Origin of the sequence: Erythrobacter sp. EC-HK427, from assembly GCF_902498745.1 — a bacterium.
Taxonomy (GTDB): domain Bacteria; phylum Pseudomonadota; class Alphaproteobacteria; order Sphingomonadales; family Sphingomonadaceae; genus Alteraurantiacibacter.
Genome location: NZ_LR701479.1, coordinates 788,510 through 813,970, shown reverse-complemented (window position 1 = coordinate 813,970; position 25,461 = coordinate 788,510). Strand labels below are relative to the sequence as shown.

Below are 25,461 nucleotides of genomic sequence, written 5' to 3'. Positions count from 1 at the left end.
GGCTGAAAGAATCAGATCTGGTTGAACAGGCTGAGATTGGAGAGGCGGGCAAAGCTGGCCTGGCTGGCTTCCAGCACGGTTAGCATTTGCTGCAATTCGGCGATGGTGGAGGCGAACTCGACTCCTCCCGTATCGGCGATTTGCTGGTTGCGGGTGAGCGACTGGTCGAGCTGGCGTTCCTGCACCACATCGAGCCAGGCAATGCGTGCGCCCGCTATCGTCTGCGCGCGGGTCAGCGTGTCAAGCGCGCTGTCGAGCCCGCCAAGCGCGTCCCGCGCGGCAGTGGCCGGATCGGCGGCGGTGCGGATGGTTTCGGCAAGCGTGGCAAAATAAGCGAAGGCGTCGGTGGGCGTGCCGCCCACGGTAAAGGCGAGGAATTCCGGCCCGGTCAGCCCGCGCACGACGCTTTGCCCCGGCCCTAGGTCGATCACGTCTGCCTGCGCGGTGCCGGTATAGACGATCGCGCCGCTGGCGTCGGTCACGTAAGGCGCGCTGTCCGACTGGCCGCCGAACAGCGGATCGCCGCTGCTGCCCGGACTATTGGCCAGCGCGAGGATGTTCTGGCGCAATTGGTCGATTTCATCGGCAATAGCGCGGCGCTGCTCGTCGCCCAGCGTGTTGCTGCCTGCCCAGATGGCGAGTTCGCGCGCGCGGATCAGGTCGGCCCCGATGCTTTCGAGCGCGCTTCCTGCCAGATCCAGATCCTCCGCCGTGCGCCGGGCATTCTCGGCATCGATAGTGGCAAGCTGCTCCATCCGGCCGAGCAGCCGCAAGCGCGAGGCGGCGGCGGGATCGTCCGACGAACGCGCCAACCGCTCGCCACTCGACAGCTGGCCTTGCAAATTCTCGGCCTGCGCGCGCAGATCGCCCATCTGGGCCTGCGAGCGGCGGTAAAAGGCGAGGCTCGAATTGGTGATCGCGGTCATCGGCCCATTCCCAGCAATGTGTCGAAAATATCCGCTGCGACCTGGATCACGCGGCCATTGGCTTCAAACGCCTGCTGCAAGCGGACGAGATTGGCCGCCTCCTGATCGAGGTCGACGCCGGTTTCGGCGCTCAGCGCGGTTTGCGCGGTGTCGGCAATGGTGCGCAGCGCGTCGCGTGTGGCGCTGCGGGTACTGATCGCGCTGGACAGGCCGTAGAGCAGCGCGTCGGTTTGCGCGGCAGGCCCGCCATTGGCAAGCGCATCGCGCAAAGCCTGCAGATTGCCGATATCGCGGCTGCCCGCTGCGGCACCGGCAGGCGCGGTCGCCAGCGCGTCTCCATTTGCCAGCACCATGGTGATCGTGCCCGCCGTGCTGCCGCTGAACATCGGCGCACCCGGGCTGCCATCCCTGGCGGTGCCGCTGGCCTGCGCGTCATTGGCGAGCGTCGCGAACCCGCTAGCGAGCGCATCGAGCCCGGCACGCGCAGCGTTGACCGCTGCACCAGCCTGCGAGCGGCCCAGCAGCGTGCCCGATGCGAGCGCGACGCCGGCTCCATCGACCGCAAAGGCGAAGCTGCCATCGGCTTGCTCGGTGGCGGTGAAAGCGAAGGCCTGGCTGCCCGCCACCAGCTCGCGCCCGTCCAGCCGCACAATGGCGCGGCCAAGACTGTCGAAACTGCTTGCGCCGCCGGTCAGCCCGGTCAGGTCTTGCAGCAAAGCATCGCGCTGGTCGAGCAGCACGGCCATGTTGGAACTTCCCGGCAATGCGCGGGCAATGCCGGTATTGGTGCGCGCCAGATCGGCAGCGAGCACATTGACAAGGGTAGCGGCGCCTTCGGTTTCGAAGCGGATTTCCGCCTCTGCGATACCGAGGCTGTTGTCTGCCACTTGGAAGGTCTGTGCTACGCGGCGCGCTTCCTCCACCACCGCATTGCGCAAGGCCCCGCCCAGCGGATCGGTGGCGAGGCGCGACAGTGCGGCTTCGAAGTCGACGATGGAGGCGTAAAGCCCCGATTGCTCGACCGCGGTTTCGGCGTTGCGCAGCCCCACGAGTTCGGCATCGGCGCGCGCCAGATCGGCGGCGCTGCGGCGCGCTTCGCTTTGCAGGAAAATCGAAGTCGAACGGCTGATTTCGGCCACGCGCACCCCGGCAAGGGCAGAGCCGCCCTGGCGGCCAATCTGCCCGCTGGTGGCGACTTCCTCCACCGTCACCGAACGGCGGGCGTAATCCTCGTTCCCGGCATTGGCGATGTTCTGAGCGGTGGTGTCGAGCGCGGCGCGCGCGGTCATCACCCCGGACTTGCCGATCTGGAGCATCGCCATCATGGCCCGGCCTCCCCGTGATGGACGAAGGCAGAAAGCTGCCGTTCGATAGCGTCGGCCAAGCGGAAGGCACCCGCTTGCGACGCGATGTCGGCGAAGTGTTCGTCGCGCATCGCGGTAAACTGTTCGAGGCCGGGGCCGCCCAGCAGCGGCTCACCGCCGAAATTGGCCGCCCGCGCGCTCGCAAGCAATTGGCGGATGAAGATCGCTTCAAACGCCTCTGCCGCCTCGCGCAGCTCGCTGGTGGCGGTCTGGATGCTGGCGGGCTGGGCGCTGGCAGAGCTTGGCGCAAGCGGGGTAGGGGCGGCAATCGGGGTCACAGCACCACCATTTCCGCCTGCAAGGCGCCCGCCTGCTTCAAGGCTTCGAGAATGACCACCAGATCGGAAGCGCCCACGCCCAGCATATTGAGCGCGTCGACCACTTCGGACAGGTTCGCTCCGCCCTGCATCAACGCGACGCGGCTGCCTTCTTCCTCCAGCGTGATTTCGCTCGCTTCCTCTTGCGCGGTGACGCCGCGGGAGAAGGGTGCGGGCTGGATGATCGCGGGGTCTTCATTGATCCGCACGATCAAGCGGCCATGGCTGATCGCTGCGGGATAGAGCCTCACCGCCGAGTTGATCACCACAGTCCCGGTGCGGCTGTTGACGATCACCCGCGCGGGGCTTTCGGCAGGGGTCACTTCGATCATCTCGATCTCGGCGATCATTTCCGAGCGCACATCGCTGCCGAAGGGCATGACGATGGAAAGCGTCACTCCGTCGATAATCCGCGCCGCGCCGGGGAAGCGGACATTGATCGCATCGCGCATCCGCGCCGCCGTCTGGAAATCGGCATTGTGCAGGTTGAAGCGCAATTCGCCATTGTCGGTAAAGCCGGTGGCAACATCGCGCTCCACCGTCGCGCCATCGGCAATGCGGCCCACGGTGGGCACATTGACGGTAAGTTGCGAGCCATCGCGGCCCGATACGCCGAGCCCACCGACCGCCAGATTGCCCTGCGCCATCGCGTAAATCTGCCCGTCCGCGCCGATCAGCGGGGCAAGCACCAGCGATCCGCCGCGCAAGGAGCGCGCACGGCCGATGGTGGAGACGGTCACGTCAATGGTCTGCCCCGGCTTGGCAAAAGCGGGCAGTTCGGCGGTAATGATGACGGCGGCGGCATTGCGCAGGCCTGGCGAGACACCCGGCGGCAAAGTCAGCCCCATACGCCCGGCGGTGCCGCGCATGGCTTCGGTCACATATTCGAAATTGTCATCACCCGTTCCGTCCAGCCCGACGACGATACCGTAGCCGGTGAGCTGGTTGGGCCGCACACCGTCAAACGTGCCCAGGTCGCGCACCCGCTGCGCTTCGGCTGGGGTGGCAACAACAATCATCAGCACGCAAAGCAATGCTGCCCAAACACTCCCCTCCCGCCTGCGGGAGGGGCCGGGGGAGGGCGTGTAACAAATGGCATCAGAAGGAGACATTCCCCCTCCCGGCCTCCCCCGCCAGCGGGGGAGGAGAGTGCGGGCAATGGCTTGCAGCATCGGCATCGTCATTCCCCTCAGAACGGGCTGATCATGTTGAAGAAGCGGCCGAGCCAGCCGGGGCGGCTCGCCTGCTGGATCGCGCCTTGCCCGCCATAGACGATCTGCGCATCGGCGATGCGGCTGGAGACGATGCGGTTGTCGCTGTCGATATCGGCCAGCCGCAGGATTCCTGCGAACTGCACCCATTCATCGCCCTGGCTCAATGCCATCTGTCGTTCTCCTACCACCAGCGCGGTGCCATTGGGGCGCACTTCGGCGACGGTGACCGTGATCGTGCCGCTGAGCGTGCTGCGCTGCGAAGCGCGTCCTTGACCATTGAACGTCGATTGGTTGTCGGCATTAAGGCTGTCCGGCCCGAGAAATCCCAGCAGACCGGCGGTCGGAGGGGTCAGATTGATGCCGCCATTGCGGTCGGTAGAGGCCGAGGTGGTCTTGTTGCTGGAAAGATTTTCCACCAGCACCACGGTGACAAGATCGCCCACGCGGCGGGCGCGGGTGCCTTCGTGCAAAGCGGCATAGCCCAGTTCCGGCTGGAAGATCGCGCCATTGCTTGGGGCAAATTCGCGCGGGGGCGGCGGCAGCGCGGCGGCAAAGCCTTCGCGCGGACGCCCGCCTTCCATGGCGCAGGCCGAAAGCGTTGCGGCGGCGAGTATGACTGCGCCGAAGCGAAGGAGCGGGGTGGTCATCGGTCAAATCCTCACAAGGCTTGGCTCAAAGGGTCTGGTTGGCGTTGCGCAGCATTTCGTCGACCGCGCTGATCATCTTGGAATTGATCTCGTAAGCGCGCTGCGCCTCGATCATTTCGACCAGCTCCTCGACGACGTTGACATTGGAGGCTTCCAACATTCCCTGCCGGATCTGCCCGCGCCCGTTCTGCCCCGCTGCGCCGACATCGGCCGCGCCGCTGGCAGCGGTTTCGAGCAGCAGATTGTCGCCCGTCGCTTGCAAACCGGCGGGATTAACGAAGCTGGCGATATTGATCTGGCCGAGCTCGGCAGGGGTCGCATCGCCATCGATGATCGCGGTCACCGTGCCATCGGGCGCGACAGAGATCGCCTGCGCGCCTGCCGGAACCTGGATCGCAGGCTGCACGGCATAGCCCTGCGCTGTCACCAGCTGGCCTTCTGCCGACAGAGTGAAGTTCCCTGCGCGGGTGTAAGCGGTCTGCCCGCCGGGGAGCTCGACCTGGAAGAACCCGTCGCCATCCAGTGCGAGGTCGAGCGTGTTGCCGGTGGTCGACAAAGTGCCCTGCGTATCGATCCGCGTCGTGCCCTGCACTGAAACGCCGGTGCCCAGATTGAGGCCGATGGCATAGGCCGTCTCCCCGCTCGACCGCTGGCCCGCCACGCGGGCATCGTCATAAGCGAGTGTTTCGAAATTGGCGCGGTCGCGCTTGAAGCCGGTGGTGCCGATATTGGCGAGATTGTGCGCGATCACGCGCATCCGCGTATCCTGCGCTTCCAGCCCCGTGCGGGCGACGTGGAGTGCTGATGTGGGCATGGTGTTCCCTTTCGTGGATTAGCTGAGTGACATCAGGCGCGAACTCGCCTGATCGAGCTGTTCGGCGGTGGAGATCAGCTGCACGCGGCGTTCGAACGCGCGCTGCGCTTCAATCATCTCGACCAGCGTTCCGGCGGTATCGACATTGCTCGATTCCAATGCGCCGGGAGTGATGGTGGCTGTCGGATCGGCGGGCAAAATGCCGCCGTCGGGCACACGCAATTGATTGTCCAACCCCTTCACCAGCGTGCTGCCATCGGCGCTGGCGAGTTTGATGCGGCCAACCTCTTCGGTTTCGGCATCGGGGGCTGCGGGATCGGCGGCGTAGACGGTGCCGTCGCTGCCGAAGCTGACTTGCCAGCCGGGCGGGACGGCAATCGGCCCCGCCATCCCCAGCACTTGCAGCCCTTCGCCATTTACCAGCCGACCGGCGGTGTCGACCACCAGATCGCCGCGCCGCGAATAGACTTCGCTGCCATCGGCGGCCTGCATCGCCATGAAGGCAGAGCCGTTCACCGCGATATCCAGATCGCGCCCCGTCGGGATGACGGTACCTTGCGAAAAGTCCGCCCCGCGCACCGCGCCTTGCGCCAGGCCGCGCACGTTGAAATGGCTGCCGCGAATGTGCAGCGGGGTGGTGGCGAAGGTCTCGGCGCGAAAGCCGGTGGTGTTGGCGTTGGCGAGATTGCTGGCAATCGCCCGCTGCCTGTCCATCGCGGCGTTCATGCCGGTGAGGGCAATATAGATCATCCGGTCCATCGGGCAGTCTCCTTAGGCAGCGGGTTGCGAGCGGTTAGTTGCGCAGGTTGATGATGGTCTGCGAGAACTGGGTGGCGGTATCGATGGCGCGGGCATTGGCCTGGAAATTGCGCTGTGCGGTGATCAGGCCGACCATTTCTTCCGCGATATCGACATTGGAACGCTCCAGCGCGCCCGACAGCAATGCGCCGCCACGGCCATTGGAAGGCAATTCGTAAACCGGAGCGCCGGAGGAACCGGTGTTCTCCCAATTGGTCGCCCCGACTGCGCGCAGACCGGCGGGCGCGGTGAATGTGGCCAGCGCCAAACGCCCCACCGGCGTGATCGAGCCATCGCCATAAGCGGCGTTGATAATGCCGTTCTTCTCGATGGTGACATTGGTCAGATCGGCCCCCGCAGCATTGGTCAGCGGCACGATGGCATCCACCGTATTGGCGGTGCTGGTGACGGTGCCGGTGGCATCGACCGGGAACATTTGCAGCTGCTGATCTCCGCTGGTGAACAGATCACCTGTCGGGCTAAGCGTGAAATTGCCGTTGCGGGTGAAGAAAATCTGGTTGCTCTCGGTATTGCGCGTGGCGAAGAAGCCGTCTCCATCAATCGCCACGTCGAGCGCGCGGCCAGTCTGGTCGATCGCGCCGAGCGAGAAATTCTGTGTGACGCTGCTCACCGCCGAGCCGAGGCCTTGGGTCTTGCCGGGATCGGAAGTGGAGCCATTGGCCACCAGATCGATAAACTCGACGCTGCTTTTCTTGAAACCGGTGGTTTCGGCATTGGCGATATTGTGCGCGATGGTGTTGAGATCGGTCTGCGAATTGCGCAGGCCACTGAGCGAGGTGTAGAAAGACGACATGGCGGTAACTCCTTGGGGACGGGGGTTTGGAAAGGGATCAGGCGGCGGGCTGCACGGCCTGCTGCGCCGCGATCAGCGCATCGAGCTTGGCCGAGATATCGCCCAGCGTGGCGTTGGTTTCGGTGGTGCCCGCAAGCGCGGTGAACTGCGCCATCTGCGCCAGCATCTGGGTGTTATCGACCGGCTCCAGCGGGTCTTGCTGCTGCAATTGCGCCAGCATCAGCGTGAGGAAATCGCCCTGGTCCATCGCGCCTAGCCCCGTGGGCTGGCGCGCGACCGGCGGATCACCGGCGGCGTTGATCGTGCGCAGGGTGCTATCCGGCAAAGCGGTGGTAATCGCGTTCATCATTTGCTCCTGAGGGTTTCCAGCATCAGCTGTTTGGCGGTCTGCATCGCTTCGACGAGGTTCTGGTATTGCCGCGCGGCCTCCATGATCTCGACCATTTCGGCGCTTTCGTTGACGGCGGCTTCCCAGACATTGCCCTCGGCATCGGCCAGCGGGTGATCGGGATCGTAACGGCGGGTGGGCAGCACATCGCTCTGCCGCACTTCGGACACGCGCACCCCGGCAAGGCCATCGGCGCGGGCGAGATCGGCCTGGAACACCGGGCGCAGCGCGCGGTAGGCTTGCTCCTCCGACGAAGAGACCGACCCCGCATTCGCCAGATTGGAGGCGGCGGTGTTCATACGGATCATCTGCGCAGACATTCCGCGCTGGACGAGGCCGAACAGGCTTTCGGGGCCGCTCATCCTGCTTGTCCTATCGCTTCGCTGTTTGAGGACATGGCTATTCCCCCTTCAGCGCGCGGGTGACGGTATTCACCCGGCCATTGAGGAATTCGAGCGAGGCCGAATAGGCGACCGCGTTCTCGGAAAAGGCCAGCTGTTCGTTCGCCAGCTCAACCGTATTGCCATCGAGCGAAGGCATGGTGGGCACGCGGTAACGGGTGGCGGCACTGATCGCATCATTGCGGCTCGCCCCGCCCATGCGGGCATCGAGCGCGGCGGCAAAGTCGATATCGCGGGCGCGGTAGCCCGGCGTTGCCGCATTGGCGATGTTCGATGTGAGCAGGCCCATGCGGTGTGAGCGCAGTTCCAGCGCCGCGCCGTGAATGCCGAACAGTCTTTCGCTCATCAGTCTGCCTCCGATTGGCTGCACACGCATTGTGTCGGGCAGTATTCAGCAAGCAGCGTGCCAATTGCGCGGAACAGGGCAGTTTACGGGCAGAGCGGCAGGCAGAGCGGCAGGGGCTTGCCGGAAGCGGCAAATGCTTGCCGCCGCCTGAAAATCACCGGGCGTGTGACGTTCTGTGTGCCTGAGAAGGAATTGCGCATGAACCTGTCAGCCTTGTGGGACACAACCGGCTTCGCCATCGTATTGGGCGGCACGCTGCTCGCCACCGTGCTGGGCAGCGGGCGGAGCGAGATCGGCAAGAGCGTGGCGGCGCTGCTCACCCTGCTGCGCCCGCGCTTCGATCTGCCGCGCGCGCGTGCAGAGATTGCCCGCGATGTCGAGATCATCCGCCATGACGGGCTTTTGCGCGCGCAATCCTGCCACACCTCGGACGAGGAAATCCTCGCGGCCACCAGCGCGCTGATCCATGACCGTTCGCTTGCTTCGATGCTGGCAACGCATGACCGGTTTCGCCGCGAGCGGCTGGCGATGCGCGAGAAGGCTATCGGCCCGCTCAAGCTGGCGGCCGAATTGTCGCCTGTCTTCGGCATGGTCGGCACATTGTTTGCGCTGAGTCAGCTGAACCTTTCGGCGGTGGATGAAAGCCATTTGATGGCGGGCATCGGGCAAGCGGTGCTCACCACGCTTTACGGCCTGCTGCTGGCGCATCTGCTGTTCTACCCCGTTGTCCGGCTGATCGCGCGGCGCGGGGAGGACGAGGATGCTGACCGAGAGGCACTGATGCGCTGGCTCGCCGAAACGGTGGAGCAGGGCTGCCCCTCCACCACCGCAGAGCGGCTGGCGCGGGCGGGAGTGTAGGCGATGCTTTCTGTCCAAACCGACCGCGCGTGGCTGGTGGCGCTCGCTGATATGTCGCTGCTGCTGTTCATCCTGACCGCCGCTGCTTTGCGGCCCGATGCCGGGGAGGCCTTGGCAGAGCGCGAATATGCCGATCCGGCCTTCGGCGCGGCAGCGGAGATTTTTGTCGATGGCCCTGCAGGCCCCGATTTCGCCGACTGGCTGGAGGCAACCGAGCGCGGTGACGGGCAGCATCTGACCATCACCGCCAGCTATGCCGCGCTTGCCGAAAGGGAAGCGATGCAGCGTCGCAGCGAGGAACTTGCCACAGCCGCCATCGCCGCAGGCTACGCCCCGCGCGTGGTGGTGCAGCAGGCCGGGAGCGCGCAGATCGTCGCGGTGTTCGCGCATGACGCGCCGCCGGGTCTGGCACAGCAATTGCTTTAGGCGTGGGCGTATCCGCTTTTGGGAGCACCACCATGCCTATCCGTCTTGCGCTTTGCGCCTCCGCCTGCCTTGCCCTTCTGCCCGCTGCCGCTTGGGCGCAATCGGGCGGGCTGATCGACCACCAGCGCATCGATGCCCGCGTCGCTGCCTTCACCGGCGTGCCGACCGGGTCTGCCGGAGGAGCGATGCAACCGGTCGACCGGCGCTTGCGGCTGGCCGATTGCACGCCGCCGCTCGAACTCGACTGGTACGGGCAGAACCAGGACATGGTGCGCGTCGTATGCCCGGGGCCGGAACGCTGGCAGATTTTCGTGCCGGTGCTGCGGGCGCAGGGTGCTGGCGCATTGGCAAGTGGGCCATCGGGGCAACCCGCGCCCATCGTGATCGAACGCGGGCAGATGCTCGCCATCGCCATTGAAGGGCGCGGCTTTTCGGTCGTGCAGCAGGGCGAGGCGTTGGAAGACGGCGCGATTGGCGACTGGATCCGCGTGCGGCCCGAAGGGCGGCGCGACGAATTGCGCGCGCAGCTGGTCACGCCGGCGCGGGCGGTAATTCCACTCAATTGAGGCGAAACTTGCCACACCCTTAAACCCGCCGCGCGCCGTCCGTTCTATGGGCAGATAGTGACAAAAGGAGCCGGGACGATGTCTCCCTATGACGTTACCAGACTGAGCCCTTCGGCACCGCTGCGTGACATTGCGGCGGGCAAAGAACGCGGTATTGTGCGCTCCGGTGCGCAGCAGGCGCAGGCCGCGCCGCAAGCGGGCGTGACCGTATCCACCGAGGCGCGGATCAGCGCCGGATCGCCGCGCATCGATGCCGAGCGGGTCTCCGAAATCCGCAATGCTTTGCGCGATGGCAGCTATCCGATTGTCCCGGCCAAGATCACCGACGCGATTATCGCTGCCCGCCTGATGCTGAGCGGTGGCCAATGAGCGTGGCTGGACAGCGCCATAGTGTAGCCGCCCCTCTGGCCGACACGCTGCGGCAAATGCTTGCCGCGCTTGATAGTGAGCGGCAAGCGCTTGCCGGACTCGATGTCGATGCGCTGGTGCTGGCACATACGGGCAAAAGCGATTTGTGCGGTCTGCTGGAAGGCCATGATGCCGCCGGGATCGACGCCGAATGTCGCGGTCTGCTGGAAGCCGCGCGCCACCAGAACGAGGTAAATCGCAAGCTGCGCAATCTGCTTGCGGCGAATGTGGCGGCGCGGTTGGATGTTTTGACCCAGTCTCCCGGCCTGTATTCGCGGCCCACTGCCATCGGCGGCTGACCTCCTGCGCAAGCTGGCACGGCATTTGCAAAGTGCCTCCCCGAGCGATTTCGCAAGGGGTTTGATCGATGGTTGATCCGTTTACCAATGCCGGGATTACGCCTGCGGCGCGCGTGGCCACTCCGGTGGAGCAGGCGATTGCCGCAGCGGCGAACCGCACGGGCGTCGATTTCGGCTATCTGCTGGCGCAAGCGCAAATCGAATCCGCGATGGATCCGGAAGCCGAAGCGCGCACGTCCACCGCGAGCGGATTGTTCCAGTTTATCGAGCAGACCTGGCTCGACACGCTATACCGCCACGGCAGTGCGCATGGCTATGGCACCTATGCCGACGCCATCGGAATGCGGGGCGGGCGTGCCTTTGTGCGCGATCCGGCGATGCGCGAGACGATCATGGATCTGCGCTTCGATCCGCAGGCCTCCTCGATCATGGCGGGGGCTTTGGCGAGCGACAACCGCGCCGCGCTGTTGCCGGTGCTGGGGCGCGAGCCCGATGCGAGCGAGCTCTATCTTGCGCATTTCCTCGGGCAGGGCGGGGCGACGCGCTTCCTGCGCAGTTTGCAGTCCTCGCCCGATGCGCGGGCGGACAGCATCCTGCCCGCCGCTGCCCGCGCCAACCGCCCGATCTTCTACGAACGCGACGGCAGCGCGCGCACGGTGGCGGAAGTGGCGCAATTCCTGCGCAACAAGGTGGAAACCGCGATGCAGAATGCAGCGCCGGGCGAATTGCCCGACTTCCTGCAGATCGCCGCCGCGACGGACGCGCAGGGTTATGCGGGCGGTACGCCGCCACCTTTCACCGGGTTCGGGATGCCCGGCCAGCCGCTGGCGGCCACCGCCACCACGCGGCCTTCTATGGCCGAGACGCTGAGCGCCAGTTTCGGGCTGGCTGACGGTTCCTCCGCCCTGTCCCCGCGCGCGGCGGGCCATGTGCGCCATGCCTATGCACAATTGCGGGTGTTCGGACTGTGATCGGCAATCTGATGAGACGTTTCGCCCCCAATCCGGCGATGATCGCGCTGCCTGCGGGCATTCTCGCGCTGATAGCCATGATGGTGCTGCCGATCCCGACGCTGATGCTGGACGCGTTCTTCGTCTTCAATATCGCCCTGTCCATCGGCGTGCTGATGGCCGCACTGAATGCCGGCAAGCCGCTCGATTTCTCGTCCTTCCCCACCGTGCTGCTGTTTGCGACGCTGCTGCGCCTCGCCTTGAATGTCGCCTCGACCCGCATCGTGCTCGTCAACGGGCATGAGGGCGGCGCGGCGGCAGGGCACGTGATCGAGAGCTTCGGTGCATTTCTGGTCGGCGGCAATTTCGCGGTCGGCTTGTTCGTGTTCGTGATCCTGCTCATCATCAACATGGTCGTCATCACCAAGGGCGCGGGCCGCGTGTCCGAAGTGTCGGCGCGCTTCACACTGGATGCCTTGCCCGGCAAACAGATGGCGATTGACGCCGATATCGCGGCGGGCCTGATGACCTCGGACGAGGCGAAAGCGCGCCGCGCCGAAGTCGCGACCGAGGCGGATTTCTACGGTGCGATGGATGGTGCGTCCAAATTCGTCAAAGGCGATGCGATTGCCGCGCTGCTGATCCTTGGAATCAACCTGATCGCCGGTTTCGCGCTCGGTATGCTGGCGCACGGGCTTTCGGCAGCCGAGGCAGCGGGAGTCTATGTGACGCTGGCTGTGGGCGATGCTCTGGTGGCGCAGGTGCCCGCGCTGCTCCTGTCCATCGCGGCGGCATCCATCGTCACCCGTGTTGCCGACAAGTCCGATCTGACGGGGCAAATCGGGCGGCAATTCGGCGATCCGTCCACCTGGCTTCCGGTTGCCATCGTGCTCGGTGCCATCGGGCTGGTGCCCGCCATGCCGCAGATGATTTTCCTGCCCGCCGCGGCGCTCGCCTTCTGGCTCTATCGCAAGCTCAAGACCTATGTCGCCCCTGTCGAGGCTGCACCGGAAGCGAAGGTGGACGATGATCCGCAGCGCATCGCCATTGCCGATGTGAGCGACAAGACGCTGGTGACGCTCGAACTCGGCTACGGCCTTGTTCATTACGTCGCCGAATCGCGCGGATCGCCGCTCGTCACCCGCATCACCGGCGTGCGCAAGCAATTGAGCCAGAGCTTCGGCTTCGTCGTGCCGCAATTCCGTATCCGTGATGCGCTGGAACTGCCGCCCAATGCCTATCGCATCATCCTTGGCGGGGTGGAGATCGCACGGGCCGAGGCGCGGCCCGATGCGCTGCTCGCCATCGATACCGGCGATGTGGGGCCACGCCACGGCTTGCAGGGGGAGCCGACCCGCGATCCCAGTTTCAACTGTCCGGCATTGTGGATCAATCCCGCCGAGCGCGATCTGGCGATTGCGGAGGGGTTCCTGACGGTCGACGCCCCCACCGTCATCGCCACCCATGTCAGCCAATTGCTGGGCAACAGGGCGGAGCAATTGCTGGGGCCGGAGGAAGTGCGCGCGCTGCTGGACGGTCTGCGCGAAGCCACGCCGGGGCTGGTCGAGGCGGTTTATCCCGATCCGCTGAGCCTTGCCGCGCTCACCCGCCTGCTGCGCGCGCTGCTGGCGGACGGGATTTCGCTCGCCAGTCCGGTGCCGATTGTCTCCAGCCTCGCCATCGGCTTGCAAAGCACGCAGGATTTCAACGCGCTGGTCGACCATATTCGCGCCGATCTGGGCGGCTGGCTAGTCGGGCAGATTTGCCCGCCGGGGCAGACGCTGGGCGTCATCACGCTCGATAGCGAGCTGGAAAGCGCGATTATCGGCGGAATGCGCGATCCGGCGACCGGCCAGCCGATGATCGAGCCCGATTGCGCGCGCCAGATCGGCGAGCAGGTGGCCGCCTTTGCCGAGGCGCAGACCGATGGTGCGGGGCTGGCGCTGATTGTCCAGCCGCCCGCCCGCCGCGCGATAGCCGCGCTGCTGCGTCAGCGCGGGGCGCATTGTCTGGTGTTGTCGATCAACGAACTCCCCGCCAGCCAGCCCGTCGCGGTCAAAGGCGTGATCGGCGGCGCGAGCAAACCGGCGCCCGCGCCCGAACCCCCGCAATTCCGGAATATTCCCCAAGGTGTTCCCGCATGAAGCATGACCAGAAAGCCTTCGCCGCCGCCTATGGCCAGCGCGATATCGTTGCCGACCGCGTAACCCGCTTTGTGCCGATGGTGCAAAAGGCCGCGTGGCACATCTATGGTGGCGGTTGCGACGGGCTCGACGTCGATGATCTGATGCAGGCGGGCTTTATCGCGCTCACCGAATGCGCGCAGAACCATGACGGGCCGGGCGAGGACGGCTTTGCCGCCTATGCGAAAATCCGCGTGCGCGGCGCGATGTTCGATCTGGTGCGCAAGACCATGCCCGAAAGCCGCCAGCGGGTGCAGCGCCGCCGCCGGGTGGAGGACGCGCGCGCGCGGCTCGAACAGCAACTGGGTCGGCCCGCAACGCCGCCCGAGCTGGCAGAGGCGTTGGGAATCCTGCTGGCCGAACTGCCCGCCTTCGACACCGAAGCGGTGCAGCTATCCTCAATCGATGCAGTGGAGCATGATAGCGACGCCGCGTTCAGGAGCGACGCGCCCGATGCCTTCGATCTACTCGCCGCCTTGCAGGATAACGAACGGCTGGGCGACGCGGTGGCGCAGCTGCCCGGGCGGCTGCAACTGGTGCTCCAGCTTTACTTCGTCGAGGAACTGAACCTCACCGAAATCGCCGCCGTGCTCGAAGTCAGCGTGCCGCGCGTCCACCAGCTAAAGATGGACGCACTGGCCAAGCTGAAGGCGATGATGGCGGCCGATTAGATATCCAGATTGGCGACGTTCAGCGCATTGTCCTGAATGAACTCGCGGCGGGGTTCGACGACATCGCCCATCAGGCGGGTGAAAATCTCGTCGGTCACATCCGCGTCCTCGACCTTCACCTGCAACAGCTCGCGGTTGGCCGGATCGAGCGTTGTTTCCCACAATTGCTCGGCATTCATTTCGCCCAGACCTTTGTAACGGCTGATCGCGAGGCCCTTGCGGCCTGCTGCCAGCACCGCTTCGAGCAGCTGGCTTGGCCGCGTGATCGCGGTGTTGGGGTCGAAGGCGGGTGCATCTGCAGCCCCTTCCTCTCCTTCCGCCTCAGCAAGCTGTGCCGCTGCTGCGCTGCCCAATTTCACCAGCCTTGCGGGCGAGGCATAGGTTTCTGCCTGTTCCACGCCGCGTTTGTGCAGCTTGCGCGCTTCGGCACTATCGAGGAACTTGCCGTCGATCAGATGGACATCGGCCACGCCGCGCCACACCCGGTCGAACCGCACATCGCCATCATCGGTGAGGTGCGAGCTCCATTGCGCTTCAGCATCGCTCAGTTGGATTTGCGCTGCCGCATGGGCGAGCCGTTCATTGCGCTGCGTATCGCTCAATTCAGGATCGAGCACGCCTGCCATCGCCATCGCTTCGATCACATTGGTATCATATTTGCGCGGCACAAAGGCCATCAGGTTTTTGAGCAGCAGCGCCTTGTCCACCAGATCAGCGAGGTCCGCGCCCGAACGTGCGCCGCCCGCGGTTTCCAGCACGCGATCCTGCAAGCCATTGCTCACCAGGTAGCGGTCGAGCGCGCCCTGGTCTTTCAGATAGACCTCGCTCTTGCCCTTGGCGACTTTGAACAAAGGCGGCTGGGCGATGAAGAGGTGCCCGGCCTTGATAATTTCGGGCATCTGGCGGTGGAAGAAGGTGAGCAGCAGCGTGCGGATATGCGCCCCGTCGACATCGGCGTCGGTCATGATGACGATCTTGTGGTAGCGCAGCTTTTCCAGATTGAATTCGTCGCGCAGGCCGGTGCCCATCGCTTGGATCAGCGTGCCGACTTCCTTGGAACTGATAATCCGGTCAAACCGCGCGCGCTCGACATTGAGGATCTTGCCCTTCAGCGGCAGAATCGCCTGATATTTGCTGTCGCGGCCAGATTTGGCCGAGCCACCGGCGGAATCGCCCTCGACCAGAAAGATTTCAGACTTGGCCGGATCACGCTCGCGGCAATCGGAGAGCTTGCCCGGCAGGCTGGCGACGCTCATCGCGCCCTTGCGGCTCATTTCGCGGGCCTTGCGCGCCGCTTCGCGCGCGGCGGCAGCGTCAATCACCTTCTGGATGATCGATTTGGCATCGCCCGGATTTTCCTCCAGCCATTCGGTCATCTTCTCGCCCATCAGGCTTTCGAGCGGCTGGCGCACCTCGCTGCTGACGAGCTTGTCCTTGGTCTGGCTGCCGAATTTGGGATCGGGCAGTTTGACGCTGACAATCGCGGTCAGCCCTTCGCGCATATCCTCGCCCGAAAGCGAGACCTTGGCGTTCTTCATCAGGCCAGAGGATTGGGCGTAATTGTTGAGCGTGCGGGTCAGCGCGGCGCGGAAAGCGGCCAGGTGCGTGCCGCCATCGCGCTGCGGAATGTTGTTGGTGAAGCAGAGGACGTTTTCGTAATAGCTGTCGTTCCATTCCAGCGCGACATCGATGCCGATGCCTTCCTTTTCCGCGCTGACGGAAATCGGTTCGGGCACCAGCGGCACCTTGTTGCGATCCAGATATTTCACAAACGCACCGATCCCGCCTTCGTAGAACAGATCGTGCTCCAGCACTTCCTCGTGCCGGTTGTCGCGGATCAGGATGCGCACGCCCGAATTGAGGAAGGCGAGTTCGCGGTAGCGATGCTCCAGCTTGTCGAAATCGAATTCGAGGACGTTCTTGAACGTCTCTTCGCTCGCCTTGAAGGTAACGCGGGTGCCCTTTTTCAGGCCATTATCGTCACCATTGGACGCGACCGGCGGGGCATCGCCGACAATCCGCAAGCTCTCCACCGCATCGCCATGCTCGAAGCGCATCCAATGCTCTTTGCCGTCGCGCCAGATGACCAGTTCGAGCCATTCGGACAGCGCGTTCACCACCGACACGCCCACACCGTGGAGGCCACCTGAGACCTTGTAGGCGTTGTCGTCGCTGGTGTTCTCGAACTTGCCGCCTGCGTGCAGCTGCGTCATGATGACTTCGGCCGCCGAGACGCCTTCTTCCCTGTGGATGTCCACCGGAATACCGCGGCCATTATCCTCGACCGAGACACTGCCATCGGCGTTCAATTCGATCAGCACGAGGTCGCAATGCCCGGCCAGCGCCTCGTCAATCGCGTTGTCGCTGACTTCGAACACCATGTGGTGCAGGCCGCTGCCGTCATCGGTATCCCCGATATACATGCCGGGCCGCTTGCGCACCGCATCAAGGCCTTTGAGAACCTTGATGCTCTCGGAAGAATATTCGCCGCCTTGCTTGGGCTTTCCGCTCTGCGGTTCGGGCGTATTTTCGGGGGTAGTGTCCATACCGAGTATATAGGCGCGGAGAGGGCGAAACCCAAACCCGAAGCGGCGGCTTTACCCACAGCCAAAGTGCAGCCGCGCGAGGGCGGTTTCGATTGAAACCATATTGCCTTTTGGGGCGGGCGAGCGCATCCCGCTGCCCATGCTGTCCGTGCTCGACATTTTCCGCATCGGGATCGGCCCGTCCTCCTCGCACACGGTGGGGCCGATGCGGATTGCGAGGCGGTTTGTGGCGGCGCTGGCGAGAGCGGGCAGGTTAGCGCAGGTGGCGCGGGTGCGGGTGGAGCTGCAAGGCTCGCTGGCGCTGACGGGAGTGGGTCACGGCACGGTGGATGCGACGATTCTGGGGCTTGCAGGCTATGCCCCCGAGACCGCCAACCCGGACGAATGCGCTGCGGCGCTGGCCGGGATCGCGGCGGCCGGGCGGATTGCACTTGGCGGAAAGCACGCCATTGCGTTCGAGCCGGCGCGCGATATCGATCTTGCCGGACATATCCTGCCCGATCTGCACCCCAACGGGATGACGCTGACTGCATTCGATGCCGAAGGCGGCATAGTACTGGAGCGCACCTACTATTCCACCGGCGGCGGCTTCGTGGCGAGCGCGGCGCAATTGCAGCGCAAGCCGAAGGGAGACCGCATCTCTACCGGCAAAAGCGTGCCGCATGATTTTGGCTCGGCGGAAGAATTGCTCACCATGTGCGCCGCGACCGGCCACTCCATCGCCGAATTGGTGCTCGCCAATGAAGATGCTTCGCGTGCGCGGGAGAAAACGCTCGCCGGGCTCGACCTGATTGCGGCGGCGATGGACGCGTGCATCGACCGGGGACTGCACCAGCGCGGCATTCTGCCCGGCGGCCTCAAGGTCCGCCGCCGTGCGCCCGAATTGTGGGAGAAGCTCTCCGCCAATCCGCAATCGAACGAGCGCGAGCAGCTGTTCGACTGGCTCAACTGCTATGCCATGGCGGTGAACGAGGAAAATGCCGCCGGGGGCCGCGTGGTGACCGCGCCGACCAATGGCGCGGCGGGGATTATTCCGGCGGTCATCCGCTTCTATTGCCAGACCGCCGATGGCCAAGCCTGCTTGGAGAGCCGCCGGACTTTCCTTCTCACCGCCGGAGCCATTGGTTTGCTCTACAAGCAACGCGCCTCCATCTCAGGCGCCGAAATGGGCTGTCAGGGTGAAGTGGGCGTCGCCTGTTCGATGGCGGCGGGCGGACTGGCGGCGCTGTGGGGTGGCAGCCCCACACAGATCGCCAGCGCGGCAGAAATCGGGATGGAGCACAATCTGGGCCTGACCTGCGATCCGGTGGGCGGACTGGTGCAAGTGCCGTGCATCGAGCGCAACGCCATTGGCGCGGTGAAAGCGGTAAACGCGGCGCGGCTGGCGCTCCACCGCGACGAGGCGACCTGCGTCAGCCTTGACCAGGTGATCGAGACCATGCGGCAAACCGGGCTCGATATGTCGAGCAAATACAAGGAAACCAGCCAAGGCGGCCTCGCCGTCAACGTCGTAGAGTGCTGACCGACCCCCAAGCACCTAAGAAAAATGGCCGCCCCGCAGCTTCGTAAAGCGGCGGAGACGGCCATTTTGCAGGTCGGCCTCGGCAAGGAAGGGGGGAGGGAGCCGAGACCTCAGGGGTTTGGGACAGCGCACCGCTTACCCTTGGTGCGCGTGATGAGGCCCAAATAGTTGGCGCAACGAAATTACTCAAATGCGAAATAGTGTATATGTGTTGCACCCCATGCAACACGGCCTGTCGCTGGCCGATCTGGCGCAACCCGGCTGTAAAAAGGTGCAAAATGTTAACCGTTTAACCTTTGCCGCGCCGCACTGCGCCGATTTGAGACACCGCTTTTCGCGCGGTGGATTGGCGCGGCGGCTTCTGCTTTTCCAGCGTCAGACAAGCAAACAACGAATCACATTTCTTCAGGTGACGGGAAACGAATATGAAAAAGCAACTGGCACTTTCGGCGGCGATCCTTTCGCTCGGCATGATCGCCGCACCGGCGCAGGCCGACATTATCGATTACAACGTGACCAACGCAACCGGCGGCACCTGCCCGCACGGCCTGTGGACCAACACGCTGAATAGTGGCTGTGAGCGTTACTATTCGTTCCAGGATGGCACGCGCTTCTCGGTTGATACCGATGCCGGCACCGGCACTTTCACTGGCACCGCGATCAATCCCTCGGGCACCGTTGCCACGCTGAACCTGTCGCTCAGCGGACTGCTGGACACGCTCAACGGCACCCATTTCGATTATAAGGCCGGTGGCGGCGCTTACGATCCGAACACGCAGGATTACTTCTCCAACGCGTCGGGCACGATCACCATTGGCGGCGTGACTTACACGCTGAACCCGAACGATCCGCTGGCTGGTGAAACCACCTTCCAGTTCGGCCCGGGCACCAATGACAAGACCGGCGATTTCGGCGGCTCGGCTTGGCTCAACATTCTCGATCCGAGCGGCAATGTGCTCTCGCACTTCGACATCAACTTCGACCTGGCGCAGGTTCCCGGCACGCCGGTTCCGGCTCCGGCTGGTCTGCTGCTCTTCGGTCTCGGCCTCGGCGGCGTCTATGCTGCCCGTCGCCAGCGCCGCAAGGTTGCTGCATAAGTTTCTCTGGCAAGAGAGAACACAGGGGGCGTGGTTCTGCGGAACCGCGCCCCTTTTTTGTCCGGAAACGGCCCTGAAAATGCCCGCCGATCTTAGCCAAGGTTTAAGCCATTCGCGGTAAGACGCGCGCATGAAATTGCACCGCACTCTGCTCGCCACCGCCGCCGCCTTCACGCTCGCTTCGTGCGGAATGCTGGGCGGCGATCCTGTGTCTGACGGCATCGCCGCGTATGAGGCGCGCGATTACCGCACCGCGCGCGTCGCTTTGGCGACAGCGGTGAACGACGCCGAAACCCGTACGCCCGAAGTGATCGACTTCTACGCCCGCACGTTGCTGGCGCTGGAAGACGGCGAGGCGGCAGAGCGCGTGATCCAGATGCTGCGCGACAGCGGCAGCCCGCCCGCCGATATCGACGCATTGGCTGCGCACGCGGCGCTGCTGCGCGACGAATTCGAGCTGGCGCTGGAACGCGCGGCGGCAGGGCCAGCGGGGCCGCTTGCCGAATGGGTGAGCATCCGCGCACTGGGCGAGCTTGACCGCAATGACGAAGCCATTGCCCGCGCCGATGCGGCCATAGAAGCCTTCCCCGGCAATGCCCGCCTGCTTGCCATGCGCGGGGCGATGGCGATTGCCATGCGGCAGCCCACTGCGGCGAAGGATTTCTCGCTCCGCGCGCTGGAAGCCGATCCGGTCGATCACGATGCGCTGCTGCTGGCAGGCCAGTTGCGGGTGATGCGCGGCGATTGGGAAGAGGCGCTGACCTTCTACGAGACCGCCCGCGAGGAACATCCCGCCAGCCTCGCCGCGCTGTTCGCGCTCGCCGCGACGCACGCTGATCTCGGCAATAATGACGAAGCCGACGCGCATCTCGAAACCATTCTCGCCATCGCGCCCGGACACCCGCTGGCGCTGCTGCTCGATGCCAAGCTGGCCTTTGCCGAGGGCGATCTGAACGAGGCGCAGGAAATTCTCCAGCAGGCCGAAGGCGAGATCGGCAAAATCCCGCAGGGGCGACTGCTGATGGGCGAACTCGCTTATCTGCGCGGCTTCCCGGCACAGGCCATCGCGCATCTCGAACGCTTCCTGCAATCGCAGCCCGGCCATATGCACGGCAGCACCGTGCTGGGCCGCGCCTTGCTGGAGGAAGGGTCTGAGCGCGAGGCGTGGCAGCTGGTCGCCCCGCTTGCCGATAGCGCCACCGCGACCCCGCAATTGCTCGCGCTCGCCGCCGAGCTGGCCCCGCGCGTGGGCGAAGAAGACCGCTTCTCGCGCCGCGTCGCCACGACGCGTCCCGAGGGTTTCGGCGACCGCGCGCAGACCGCGCAAGAGGCCTTGTTGGGCGGCGAGGACGAAGAGGCCGAGCGCCTCTACGCCGCGCTGCTCGCGGATGGCGGCACCAGCGATGCGGTGATCCTCAATAACGCCGCCCACGCCGCCTTGCGCGTGGGAGACAACGCCGAGGCGCTGCGCCGGGCGCGCGCCGCGCATGAACTCGCCCCGCGCGATCCGCGCATTGCCGATACGCTGGGCTGGGCGCTGCTCGAAAACGGGCAGGCCGGCCCCGCGCTCACGCATTTGAGCCGCGCGGTGGAAGGCCAGCCGGGCAATCTGCAAATCCGCTGGCACTATGCCAACGCGCTGATCGCCAATGGCCGCAATGCCGAGGCACGGCGGATCATCCAGGATATGCGCGAATTCGCCAGCGCCGATCAGCGCGAAGCGATGGACGCCTTGCTTGCGCGGATCTGATCCAACGCCCGCACAAACGAAAGGGGCCGCCTCGCACCAGCGAAGCGGCCCCTTTCGTATTGCGCTCTGTGCAAACTTACAGGATGCTGATGAACAGCGTGGAGCTGATCGAGACAGCTGCAAGCGAGGCAAAGATATGGGTTGCGATCGTGCGCATGGGGTTGATCCTTATGTGAGAAATCCGGGCGGCACGGCAATCGGCCAACCGGTTGCGCCTTATCTGGCGAGTGCATGATAATTATGCAAATGCGAAATATTCGCCAAGTGTTGCGTATTTTTCAACTCAGCTGCGTCCGCCGCCTTTTTGCCGCCCGCTGGACTTGCCGCAATGCTTTGGGCAGAGCCGCGCGATGCAGCACGACCATCTTCCCGATTCCATCCTCATCGTCGATTTCGGCAGCCAGGTAACCCAGCTGATTGCGCGCCGCGTGCGCGAAGCGGGCGTCTATTCCGAGATCGCGCCGTTCAGCCTTGCCGAAGAAGCCTTCCACCGGATGCAGCCCAAGGGCATCATCCTCTCCGGCTCGCCCGCCAGTGTGCCCGACGAAGGCTCCCCGCGCGCGCCGCAAGTGCTGTTCGATAGCGGCCTGCCGATCCTTGGCATTTGCTACGGTCAGCAGGTGATGAGCCACCAATTGGGCGGCGAAGTCCGGCCCGGCCATGAGACCGGTGAAGGCGGCGAGTTCGGCCGCGCTTTCCTCACCGTCACCAAGGATTGCGCGCTGTTTGACGGGCTGTGGCAGGCGGGTGAGCGGCACCAGGTGTGGATGAGCCATGGCGACAAGGTAACGCAGTTCGCCCCCGGCTTCGAAATCGTCGCCACCTCTGACGGCGCACCTTTCGCGGTGATCGCCGACGAAGCGCGCAAATACTACGGCACTCAGTTCCACCCGGAAGTCGTCCACACGCCCGATGGCGGCAAGCTGCTCGCCAATTTCGTGCACAATGTGTGCGGGCTGGCGGGTGACTGGACAATGGCCGCGTACCGCGAGACCAAGATCGCCGAAATCCGTGCGCAAGTGGGCGATGGCAAAGTCATATGCGGCCTGTCGGGCGGGGTTGATTCCTCGGTCGCCGCGATCCTTATTCACGAGGCGATTGGAGACCAGCTGACCTGCGTTTTCGTCGACCATGGCCTGCTGCGCCTCAACGAACGCGAGCAGGTGGAGCGGATGTTCCGCGACCATTACAACATCCCGCTCGTCGTAGTGGATGCCGAGGAGCGCTTTATGGCGGGCCTCGCAGGCCAGACTGACCCTGAGAAGAAGCGCAAATTCATCGGCGCCGAATTCATCAACGTGTTCGAGGAAGAGGCGAGGAAGATCGGCGGCGCGGATTTCTTGGCCCAAGGCACGCTCTATCCCGACGTTATCGAGAGCGTCAGCTTCACCGGCGGGCCGAGCGTCACGATCAAGAGCCACCACAATGTCGGCGGCCTGCCCGAACGCATGAATATGAAGCTCGTCGAGCCCTTGCGCGAGCTGTTCAAGGACGAGGTGCGCGAATTGGGCCGCGAATTGGGCCTGCCCGACATTTTCGTCGGCCGTCACCCCTTCCCCGGCCCCGGCCTCGCCATCCGCATTCCCGGAGAAGTGACCAAGGAACGCTGCGACATCCTGCGCAAGGCCGACGCGATCTATCTCGAAGAAATCCGCAATGCGGGCCTCTATGACGCGATCTGGCAGGCCTTCGCCGTGCTGCTGCCGGTGAAAACCGTGGGCGTGATGGGCGACGGCCGTACATACGACAGCGTCTGCGGCCTACGCGCGGTGACTTCGACCGACGGGATGACGGCGGATGTGTATCCCTTCGACGCGGGGTTCCTCACCGGCGTCGCCACCCGCATCGTGAATGAAGTGCAGGGCGTGAACCGCGTTGTGTATGACTACACCAGCAAGCCGCCGGGGACGATTGAGTGGGAGTGAAGCGCGCACCTGCTTGACCAAGCAGCTTGGTCAAGCTAATTTCTTGCCATGACCATCCACTTCAATATCGGGGAAGCCAAGGCGCAGCTTTCGAAGCTCATCGCTGCTGCCTTGCGCGGCGAGGAGGTGGTCATTGACAAGGACGGGGTGCCGCAGGTGCGGCTCGAACCTGTCAATCCACCACCGGTCATGACACCGGAAGAGCGGATGGCGAAGATGCGGGCGATTCTGGCGGAGATTGACCGGATTCCACGCAAGGACGGGCCGTCCGATCTTGAATGGGATGAGCACGGCCTGCCGATATGATTGCCGTGGACACATCGGCATTGGTGGCGATTGTCTTGATGGAAGCCGAGCGGGATCGCTTCCTTTCCGTATTGTCACAAGCAGACTGCGCTCTGGTCAGCGTCGCCAGTATTGTCGAAGGGCGCATGGTTCTTCATCGCAGAGGCGCAGAATTGGCCGCGGCTTTTGACGCAATTCTCGATTTTCCCAATCTCGAAGCCGTCCCCGTCGATGCCGAACAGGCGGCCATCGCGCAGGACGCGTTCACGCGCTTCGGCAAGGGCACCGGGCACCCCGCCCAGCTCAATTTTGGCGACCTGTTCGCCTATGCGCTCGCCAAAAGCCGGGGCCTTCCGCTCCTCTTCAAAGGTGAGGATTTTGCCGCGACCGATATCGCTGCGGCGGCGTAAGGCTGCCTTGGTGCGTTGCAGATGATCCGCCATGCAACTCCCCCTCGGCCCTGATCCGCGCAGCGATGCGCTTGCCCGCATCCATGCAGCGCTGATCGCCGCCTTCGGGCGCATCATCCGGCCCGATGACAAGCGCCGCGATCCGGTGTGGGTGCTGGTGCAGGGCGTGATCGGCGCGCAGAGCAAGACGGCGGTGTCCAATGCCTCCACCGATGCGGTGAAAGCGCGCTATGGCAGCTGGGAGGCGGTGGCCGATGCCGATCTGGGCGAGCTGGAAGAACTGCTGCGCAACCAGACCTTCCCCTCGGTCGCCGCCGAGCGCCTGCGTGCCTGTTTCCGCGCCATTCGCGATGATCGCGGCAGCGTCGATCTGCGGCATCTCTCCAATCTGCCCGATGCCATGGCTATGGACTGGCTGGAGGCTCTGCCCGGCGTCGGGCGCAAGAATGCGGCGGGTGTGCTGAACACCAGCACCTTCCGCCGCCGCGCGCTCGTTATCGACGGGCACCACCGCCGCGTGATGCAGCGCACCGGCCTGATCCCGCCCAAGGCCGATACTGCGCGCGCCTATGACACGCTGATGCCGCTCTTGCCCGAAGACTGGTCGGCCGAGGACATTGACGAGCATCATCTGCTGGTGAAGAGTCTGGGCCAGACCCATTGTCGGCCGACCGCGCCCCGCTGCGCCGGATGTCCGATCCGGGGAGAATGCCGCTATGCGGCGCAGCAGCCGGAAGGAATGCCATGAGCTGGGACGATTATTTCGCCGAGGATGCGGGCGCCAATGAGGCAGAGGCGCGGGGCAAATCGCGTACGGTTACTGTCGGCTGGACGGTGCGCTGGCCGGGCAATGGCGATGCCATATGGGCACCGCCGCAAGCCTTTAGCCGCTCCGACCCCAAGGCTGCGAGCGCCAAGAGCATTCAGGCCTGCCCTGCCGCGATCGATTTTGACCGGCGGCATTTCGTCGTGCCGTGCCCGGTCGATCTGACGCTGAAGTTTGAACGCAACGCGCAAGGGCAAATCCAGCTGGTCGATGCCGCTGGCGAGCAATCGGGGATGCGTCCGCAAGGCCGCGCGAACCTGTTCATTGTGCAGCCGCCCAATGAATGGCGTGACCCCAATCGCCCTATCGTGCAGTTTACCGCGCCCTATATTTTCGTGGCGGACAGCCCGGCCTATGTCGTGCAGACGCCGCCTTATCTGCATTATTCTCCCGTTCCGAGGCCGGGTTTGCAAATGGGCGGCCGCTTCCCGATCCATATCTGGCCGCGCCCGCTGGCCTGGGCGTTCGAATGGTATGATTTGTCACAGCCGCTGGTGCTCAAGCGCGGCGAGCCGTGGTTTTACGTGGCGTTCGAAACCGAAAACCCCTCGGCCCGCGTGCGGCTGGTCGAACAGGAAATGACCGCCGAGCTCGACAGCTACGTGACCTCGATCACCGATGTGACCAATTACGTGAACAAGAGCTACGGCCTGTTCGCAGAGGCGCAGCGGCGCAGGCCCGAGAAGCTGGTCAAACCCAAGGGCTGACTG

28 protein-coding genes are annotated in these 25,461 nt (G+C 64.5%); 16 read left to right on the top strand and 12 right to left on the bottom strand.

Annotated features, from left to right (window positions below; all coding sequences use genetic code 11):
- Window positions 1-11: 11 nt before the first annotated feature.
- The 11 genes from GC121_RS03835 to flgB form a co-directional block, all read right to left on the bottom strand.
- Window positions 12-926 (bottom strand): flagellar biosynthesis protein FlgL, encoded by a 915-nt coding sequence (locus GC121_RS03835; RefSeq protein WP_151972839.1) that lies wholly within the window; start codon window positions 924-926, stop codon window positions 12-14.
- Window positions 923-2,251, bottom strand: a complete 1,329-nt coding sequence (flgK, locus tag GC121_RS03830) for a flagellar hook-associated protein FlgK (RefSeq protein ID WP_151972838.1) — start codon at window positions 2,249-2,251, stop codon at window positions 923-925. Before flgK ends, GC121_RS03835 begins: the two co-directional genes overlap by 4 nt.
- Window positions 2,248-2,568 carry a rod-binding protein gene (locus tag GC121_RS03825; RefSeq protein WP_151972837.1) on the bottom strand — a complete coding sequence of 107 codons (321 nt, stop codon included), beginning with the start codon at window positions 2,566-2,568 and terminating at the stop codon, window positions 2,248-2,250. The genes flgK and GC121_RS03825 overlap by 4 nt, the downstream gene beginning before the upstream one ends.
- Entirely contained in the window at window positions 2,565-3,626 is a 1,062-nt protein-coding gene (locus tag GC121_RS03820) for a flagellar basal body P-ring protein FlgI (protein WP_234421102.1), read from the bottom strand. The genes GC121_RS03825 and GC121_RS03820 overlap by 4 nt, the downstream gene beginning before the upstream one ends.
- Window positions 3,627-3,796: 170 nt before the next feature.
- Window positions 3,797-4,468: a flagellar basal body L-ring protein FlgH gene (locus GC121_RS03815; RefSeq protein ID WP_151972835.1), complete on the bottom strand. Its 672-nt coding sequence runs from the start codon at window positions 4,466-4,468 to the stop codon at window positions 3,797-3,799.
- Between the two features lie 25 nt (window positions 4,469-4,493).
- On the bottom strand, window positions 4,494-5,282 hold the full coding sequence (gene flgG / locus GC121_RS03810; protein ID WP_151972834.1) for a flagellar basal-body rod protein FlgG: 789 nt from the start codon (window positions 5,280-5,282) through the stop codon (window positions 4,494-4,496).
- Between the two features lie 18 nt (window positions 5,283-5,300).
- Window positions 5,301-6,041, bottom strand: a complete 741-nt coding sequence (locus tag GC121_RS03805; protein WP_151972833.1) for a flagellar basal body rod protein FlgF — start codon at window positions 6,039-6,041, stop codon at window positions 5,301-5,303.
- 34 nt (window positions 6,042-6,075) lie between these two features.
- A complete protein-coding gene (locus GC121_RS03800) occupies window positions 6,076-6,894 on the bottom strand; it encodes a flagellar hook-basal body protein (protein WP_151972832.1) in 819 nt (272 codons plus the stop codon).
- Between the two features lie 37 nt (window positions 6,895-6,931).
- Window positions 6,932-7,240 carry a flagellar hook assembly protein FlgD gene (locus tag GC121_RS03795; RefSeq protein ID WP_234421101.1) on the bottom strand — a complete coding sequence of 103 codons (309 nt, stop codon included), beginning with the start codon at window positions 7,238-7,240 and terminating at the stop codon, window positions 6,932-6,934.
- Window positions 7,240-7,644, bottom strand: a complete 405-nt coding sequence (gene flgC, locus GC121_RS03790) for a flagellar basal body rod protein FlgC (protein WP_151972831.1) — start codon at window positions 7,642-7,644, stop codon at window positions 7,240-7,242. The genes GC121_RS03795 and flgC overlap by 1 nt, the downstream gene beginning before the upstream one ends.
- Window positions 7,645-7,681: 37 nt before the next feature.
- Window positions 7,682-8,029, bottom strand: coding sequence for a flagellar basal body rod protein FlgB (gene flgB, locus GC121_RS03785; RefSeq protein ID WP_151972830.1), 348 nt, complete (start codon window positions 8,027-8,029; stop codon window positions 7,682-7,684).
- 198 nt (window positions 8,030-8,227) lie between these two features.
- On the opposite strand from flgB, the gene GC121_RS03780 reads away from it, so the two are divergent.
- From GC121_RS03780 to GC121_RS03745, 8 genes are all read left to right on the top strand, one after another.
- Window positions 8,228-8,887, top strand: a complete 660-nt coding sequence (locus tag GC121_RS03780; RefSeq protein ID WP_151972829.1) for a MotA/TolQ/ExbB proton channel family protein — start codon at window positions 8,228-8,230, stop codon at window positions 8,885-8,887.
- Window positions 8,888-8,890: 3 nt separating this feature from the next.
- On the top strand, window positions 8,891-9,313 hold the full coding sequence (locus GC121_RS03775) for a hypothetical protein (RefSeq protein ID WP_151972828.1): 423 nt from the start codon (window positions 8,891-8,893) through the stop codon (window positions 9,311-9,313).
- A 32-nt stretch (window positions 9,314-9,345) separates the two neighbouring features.
- A complete protein-coding gene (locus GC121_RS03770; protein WP_151972827.1) occupies window positions 9,346-9,879 on the top strand; it encodes a flagella basal body P-ring formation protein FlgA in 534 nt (177 codons plus the stop codon).
- Window positions 9,880-9,957: 78 nt separating this feature from the next.
- On the top strand, window positions 9,958-10,248 hold the full coding sequence (locus GC121_RS03765) for a flagellar biosynthesis anti-sigma factor FlgM (protein ID WP_151972826.1): 291 nt from the start codon (window positions 9,958-9,960) through the stop codon (window positions 10,246-10,248).
- Window positions 10,245-10,586, top strand: coding sequence for a flagellar protein FlgN (locus GC121_RS03760; protein WP_234421100.1), 342 nt, complete (start codon window positions 10,245-10,247; stop codon window positions 10,584-10,586). The genes GC121_RS03765 and GC121_RS03760 overlap by 4 nt, the downstream gene beginning before the upstream one ends.
- A gap of 68 nt (window positions 10,587-10,654) precedes the next feature.
- The gene (locus GC121_RS03755; protein ID WP_234421099.1) at window positions 10,655-11,557 is read left to right on the top strand and encodes a transglycosylase SLT domain-containing protein; all 903 of its coding nucleotides are present in this window, start codon (window positions 10,655-10,657) and stop codon (window positions 11,555-11,557) included.
- An 11-nt stretch (window positions 11,558-11,568) separates the two neighbouring features.
- A complete protein-coding gene (locus GC121_RS03750) occupies window positions 11,569-13,680 on the top strand; it encodes a flagellar biosynthesis protein FlhA (RefSeq protein ID WP_199857741.1) in 2,112 nt (703 codons plus the stop codon).
- Window positions 13,677-14,390, top strand: a complete 714-nt coding sequence (locus GC121_RS03745) for a sigma-70 family RNA polymerase sigma factor (protein ID WP_151972825.1) — start codon at window positions 13,677-13,679, stop codon at window positions 14,388-14,390. The genes GC121_RS03750 and GC121_RS03745 overlap by 4 nt, the downstream gene beginning before the upstream one ends.
- Here GC121_RS03745 and gyrB read toward each other — a convergent pair.
- The gene (gyrB, locus tag GC121_RS03740) at window positions 14,387-16,936 is read right to left on the bottom strand and encodes a DNA topoisomerase (ATP-hydrolyzing) subunit B (RefSeq protein WP_151972824.1); all 2,550 of its coding nucleotides are present in this window, start codon (window positions 16,934-16,936) and stop codon (window positions 14,387-14,389) included. The genes GC121_RS03745 and gyrB overlap by 4 nt on opposite strands.
- 139 nt (window positions 16,937-17,075) lie before the next feature.
- On the opposite strand from gyrB, the gene GC121_RS03735 reads away from it, so the two are divergent.
- The 8 genes from GC121_RS03735 to GC121_RS03700 all read left to right on the top strand — a co-directional run bounded on the left by GC121_RS03735 (window position 17,076) and on the right by GC121_RS03700 (window position 25,458).
- Window positions 17,076-18,458 (top strand): L-serine ammonia-lyase, encoded by a 1,383-nt coding sequence (locus tag GC121_RS03735; RefSeq protein ID WP_151972823.1) that lies wholly within the window; start codon window positions 17,076-17,078, stop codon window positions 18,456-18,458.
- Between the two features lie 425 nt (window positions 18,459-18,883).
- Window positions 18,884-19,555 (top strand): PEP-CTERM sorting domain-containing protein, encoded by a 672-nt coding sequence (locus GC121_RS03730; RefSeq protein WP_151972822.1) that lies wholly within the window; start codon window positions 18,884-18,886, stop codon window positions 19,553-19,555.
- A 130-nt stretch (window positions 19,556-19,685) separates the two neighbouring features.
- The gene (locus GC121_RS03725; RefSeq protein WP_151972821.1) at window positions 19,686-21,305 is read left to right on the top strand and encodes a tetratricopeptide repeat protein; all 1,620 of its coding nucleotides are present in this window, start codon (window positions 19,686-19,688) and stop codon (window positions 21,303-21,305) included.
- Window positions 21,306-21,655: 350 nt separating this feature from the next.
- Window positions 21,656-23,230, top strand: coding sequence for a glutamine-hydrolyzing GMP synthase (gene guaA / locus GC121_RS03720; protein WP_151972820.1), 1,575 nt, complete (start codon window positions 21,656-21,658; stop codon window positions 23,228-23,230).
- 48 nt (window positions 23,231-23,278) lie between these two features.
- Window positions 23,279-23,536 carry a type II toxin-antitoxin system Phd/YefM family antitoxin gene (locus GC121_RS03715; protein WP_151972819.1) on the top strand — a complete coding sequence of 86 codons (258 nt, stop codon included), beginning with the start codon at window positions 23,279-23,281 and terminating at the stop codon, window positions 23,534-23,536.
- Between the two features lie 5 nt (window positions 23,537-23,541).
- The gene (locus tag GC121_RS03710; RefSeq protein ID WP_199857740.1) at window positions 23,542-23,925 is read left to right on the top strand and encodes a type II toxin-antitoxin system VapC family toxin; all 384 of its coding nucleotides are present in this window, start codon (window positions 23,542-23,544) and stop codon (window positions 23,923-23,925) included.
- Window positions 23,926-23,956: 31 nt separating this feature from the next.
- Entirely contained in the window at window positions 23,957-24,673 is a 717-nt protein-coding gene (nth, locus tag GC121_RS03705) for an endonuclease III (protein ID WP_151972817.1), read from the top strand.
- On the top strand, window positions 24,670-25,458 hold the full coding sequence (locus tag GC121_RS03700; protein ID WP_151972816.1) for a hypothetical protein: 789 nt from the start codon (window positions 24,670-24,672) through the stop codon (window positions 25,456-25,458). Before nth ends, GC121_RS03700 begins: the two co-directional genes overlap by 4 nt.
- Window positions 25,459-25,461: the final 3 nt, after the last annotated feature.

Bases quoted from the DNA above. Each gene is read 5' to 3' on its own strand.
- GC121_RS03835 (WP_151972839.1), bottom strand. From the start codon at position 926: ATGACCGCGATCACCAATTCGAGCCTCGCCTTTTACCGCCGCTCGCAG.
- flgK (WP_151972838.1), bottom strand. From the start codon at position 2,251: ATGATGGCGATGCTCCAGATCGGCAAGTCCGGGGTGATGACCGCGCGC.
- GC121_RS03820 (WP_234421102.1), bottom strand. From the start codon at position 3,626: ATGATTGTTGTTGCCACCCCAGCCGAAGCGCAGCGGGTGCGCGACCTG.
- GC121_RS03815 (WP_151972835.1), bottom strand. From the start codon at position 4,468: ATGACCACCCCGCTCCTTCGCTTCGGCGCAGTCATACTCGCCGCCGCA.
- flgG (WP_151972834.1), bottom strand. From the start codon at position 5,282: ATGCCCACATCAGCACTCCACGTCGCCCGCACGGGGCTGGAAGCGCAG.
- GC121_RS03805 (WP_151972833.1), bottom strand. From the start codon at position 6,041: ATGGACCGGATGATCTATATTGCCCTCACCGGCATGAACGCCGCGATG.
- GC121_RS03800 (WP_151972832.1), bottom strand. From the start codon at position 6,894: ATGTCGTCTTTCTACACCTCGCTCAGTGGCCTGCGCAATTCGCAGACC.
- GC121_RS03795 (WP_234421101.1), bottom strand. From the start codon at position 7,240: ATGAACGCGATTACCACCGCTTTGCCGGATAGCACCCTGCGCACGATC.
- flgC (WP_151972831.1), bottom strand. From the start codon at position 7,644: ATGAGCGGCCCCGAAAGCCTGTTCGGCCTCGTCCAGCGCGGAATGTCT.
- flgB (WP_151972830.1), bottom strand. From the start codon at position 8,029: ATGAGCGAAAGACTGTTCGGCATTCACGGCGCGGCGCTGGAACTGCGC.
- GC121_RS03780 (WP_151972829.1), top strand. From the start codon at position 8,228: ATGAACCTGTCAGCCTTGTGGGACACAACCGGCTTCGCCATCGTATTG.
- GC121_RS03775 (WP_151972828.1), top strand. From the start codon at position 8,891: ATGCTTTCTGTCCAAACCGACCGCGCGTGGCTGGTGGCGCTCGCTGAT.
- GC121_RS03770 (WP_151972827.1), top strand. From the start codon at position 9,346: ATGCCTATCCGTCTTGCGCTTTGCGCCTCCGCCTGCCTTGCCCTTCTG.
- GC121_RS03765 (WP_151972826.1), top strand. From the start codon at position 9,958: ATGTCTCCCTATGACGTTACCAGACTGAGCCCTTCGGCACCGCTGCGT.
- GC121_RS03760 (WP_234421100.1), top strand. From the start codon at position 10,245: ATGAGCGTGGCTGGACAGCGCCATAGTGTAGCCGCCCCTCTGGCCGAC.
- GC121_RS03755 (WP_234421099.1), top strand. From the start codon at position 10,655: ATGGTTGATCCGTTTACCAATGCCGGGATTACGCCTGCGGCGCGCGTG.
- GC121_RS03750 (WP_199857741.1), top strand. From the start codon at position 11,569: ATGAGACGTTTCGCCCCCAATCCGGCGATGATCGCGCTGCCTGCGGGC.
- GC121_RS03745 (WP_151972825.1), top strand. From the start codon at position 13,677: ATGAAGCATGACCAGAAAGCCTTCGCCGCCGCCTATGGCCAGCGCGAT.
- gyrB (WP_151972824.1), bottom strand. From the start codon at position 16,936: ATGGACACTACCCCCGAAAATACGCCCGAACCGCAGAGCGGAAAGCCC.
- GC121_RS03735 (WP_151972823.1), top strand. From the start codon at position 17,076: ATGCTGTCCGTGCTCGACATTTTCCGCATCGGGATCGGCCCGTCCTCC.
- GC121_RS03730 (WP_151972822.1), top strand. From the start codon at position 18,884: ATGAAAAAGCAACTGGCACTTTCGGCGGCGATCCTTTCGCTCGGCATG.
- GC121_RS03725 (WP_151972821.1), top strand. From the start codon at position 19,686: ATGAAATTGCACCGCACTCTGCTCGCCACCGCCGCCGCCTTCACGCTC.
- guaA (WP_151972820.1), top strand. From the start codon at position 21,656: ATGCAGCACGACCATCTTCCCGATTCCATCCTCATCGTCGATTTCGGC.
- GC121_RS03715 (WP_151972819.1), top strand. From the start codon at position 23,279: ATGACCATCCACTTCAATATCGGGGAAGCCAAGGCGCAGCTTTCGAAG.
- nth (WP_151972817.1), top strand. From the start codon at position 23,957: ATGCAACTCCCCCTCGGCCCTGATCCGCGCAGCGATGCGCTTGCCCGC.
- GC121_RS03700 (WP_151972816.1), top strand. From the start codon at position 24,670: ATGAGCTGGGACGATTATTTCGCCGAGGATGCGGGCGCCAATGAGGCA.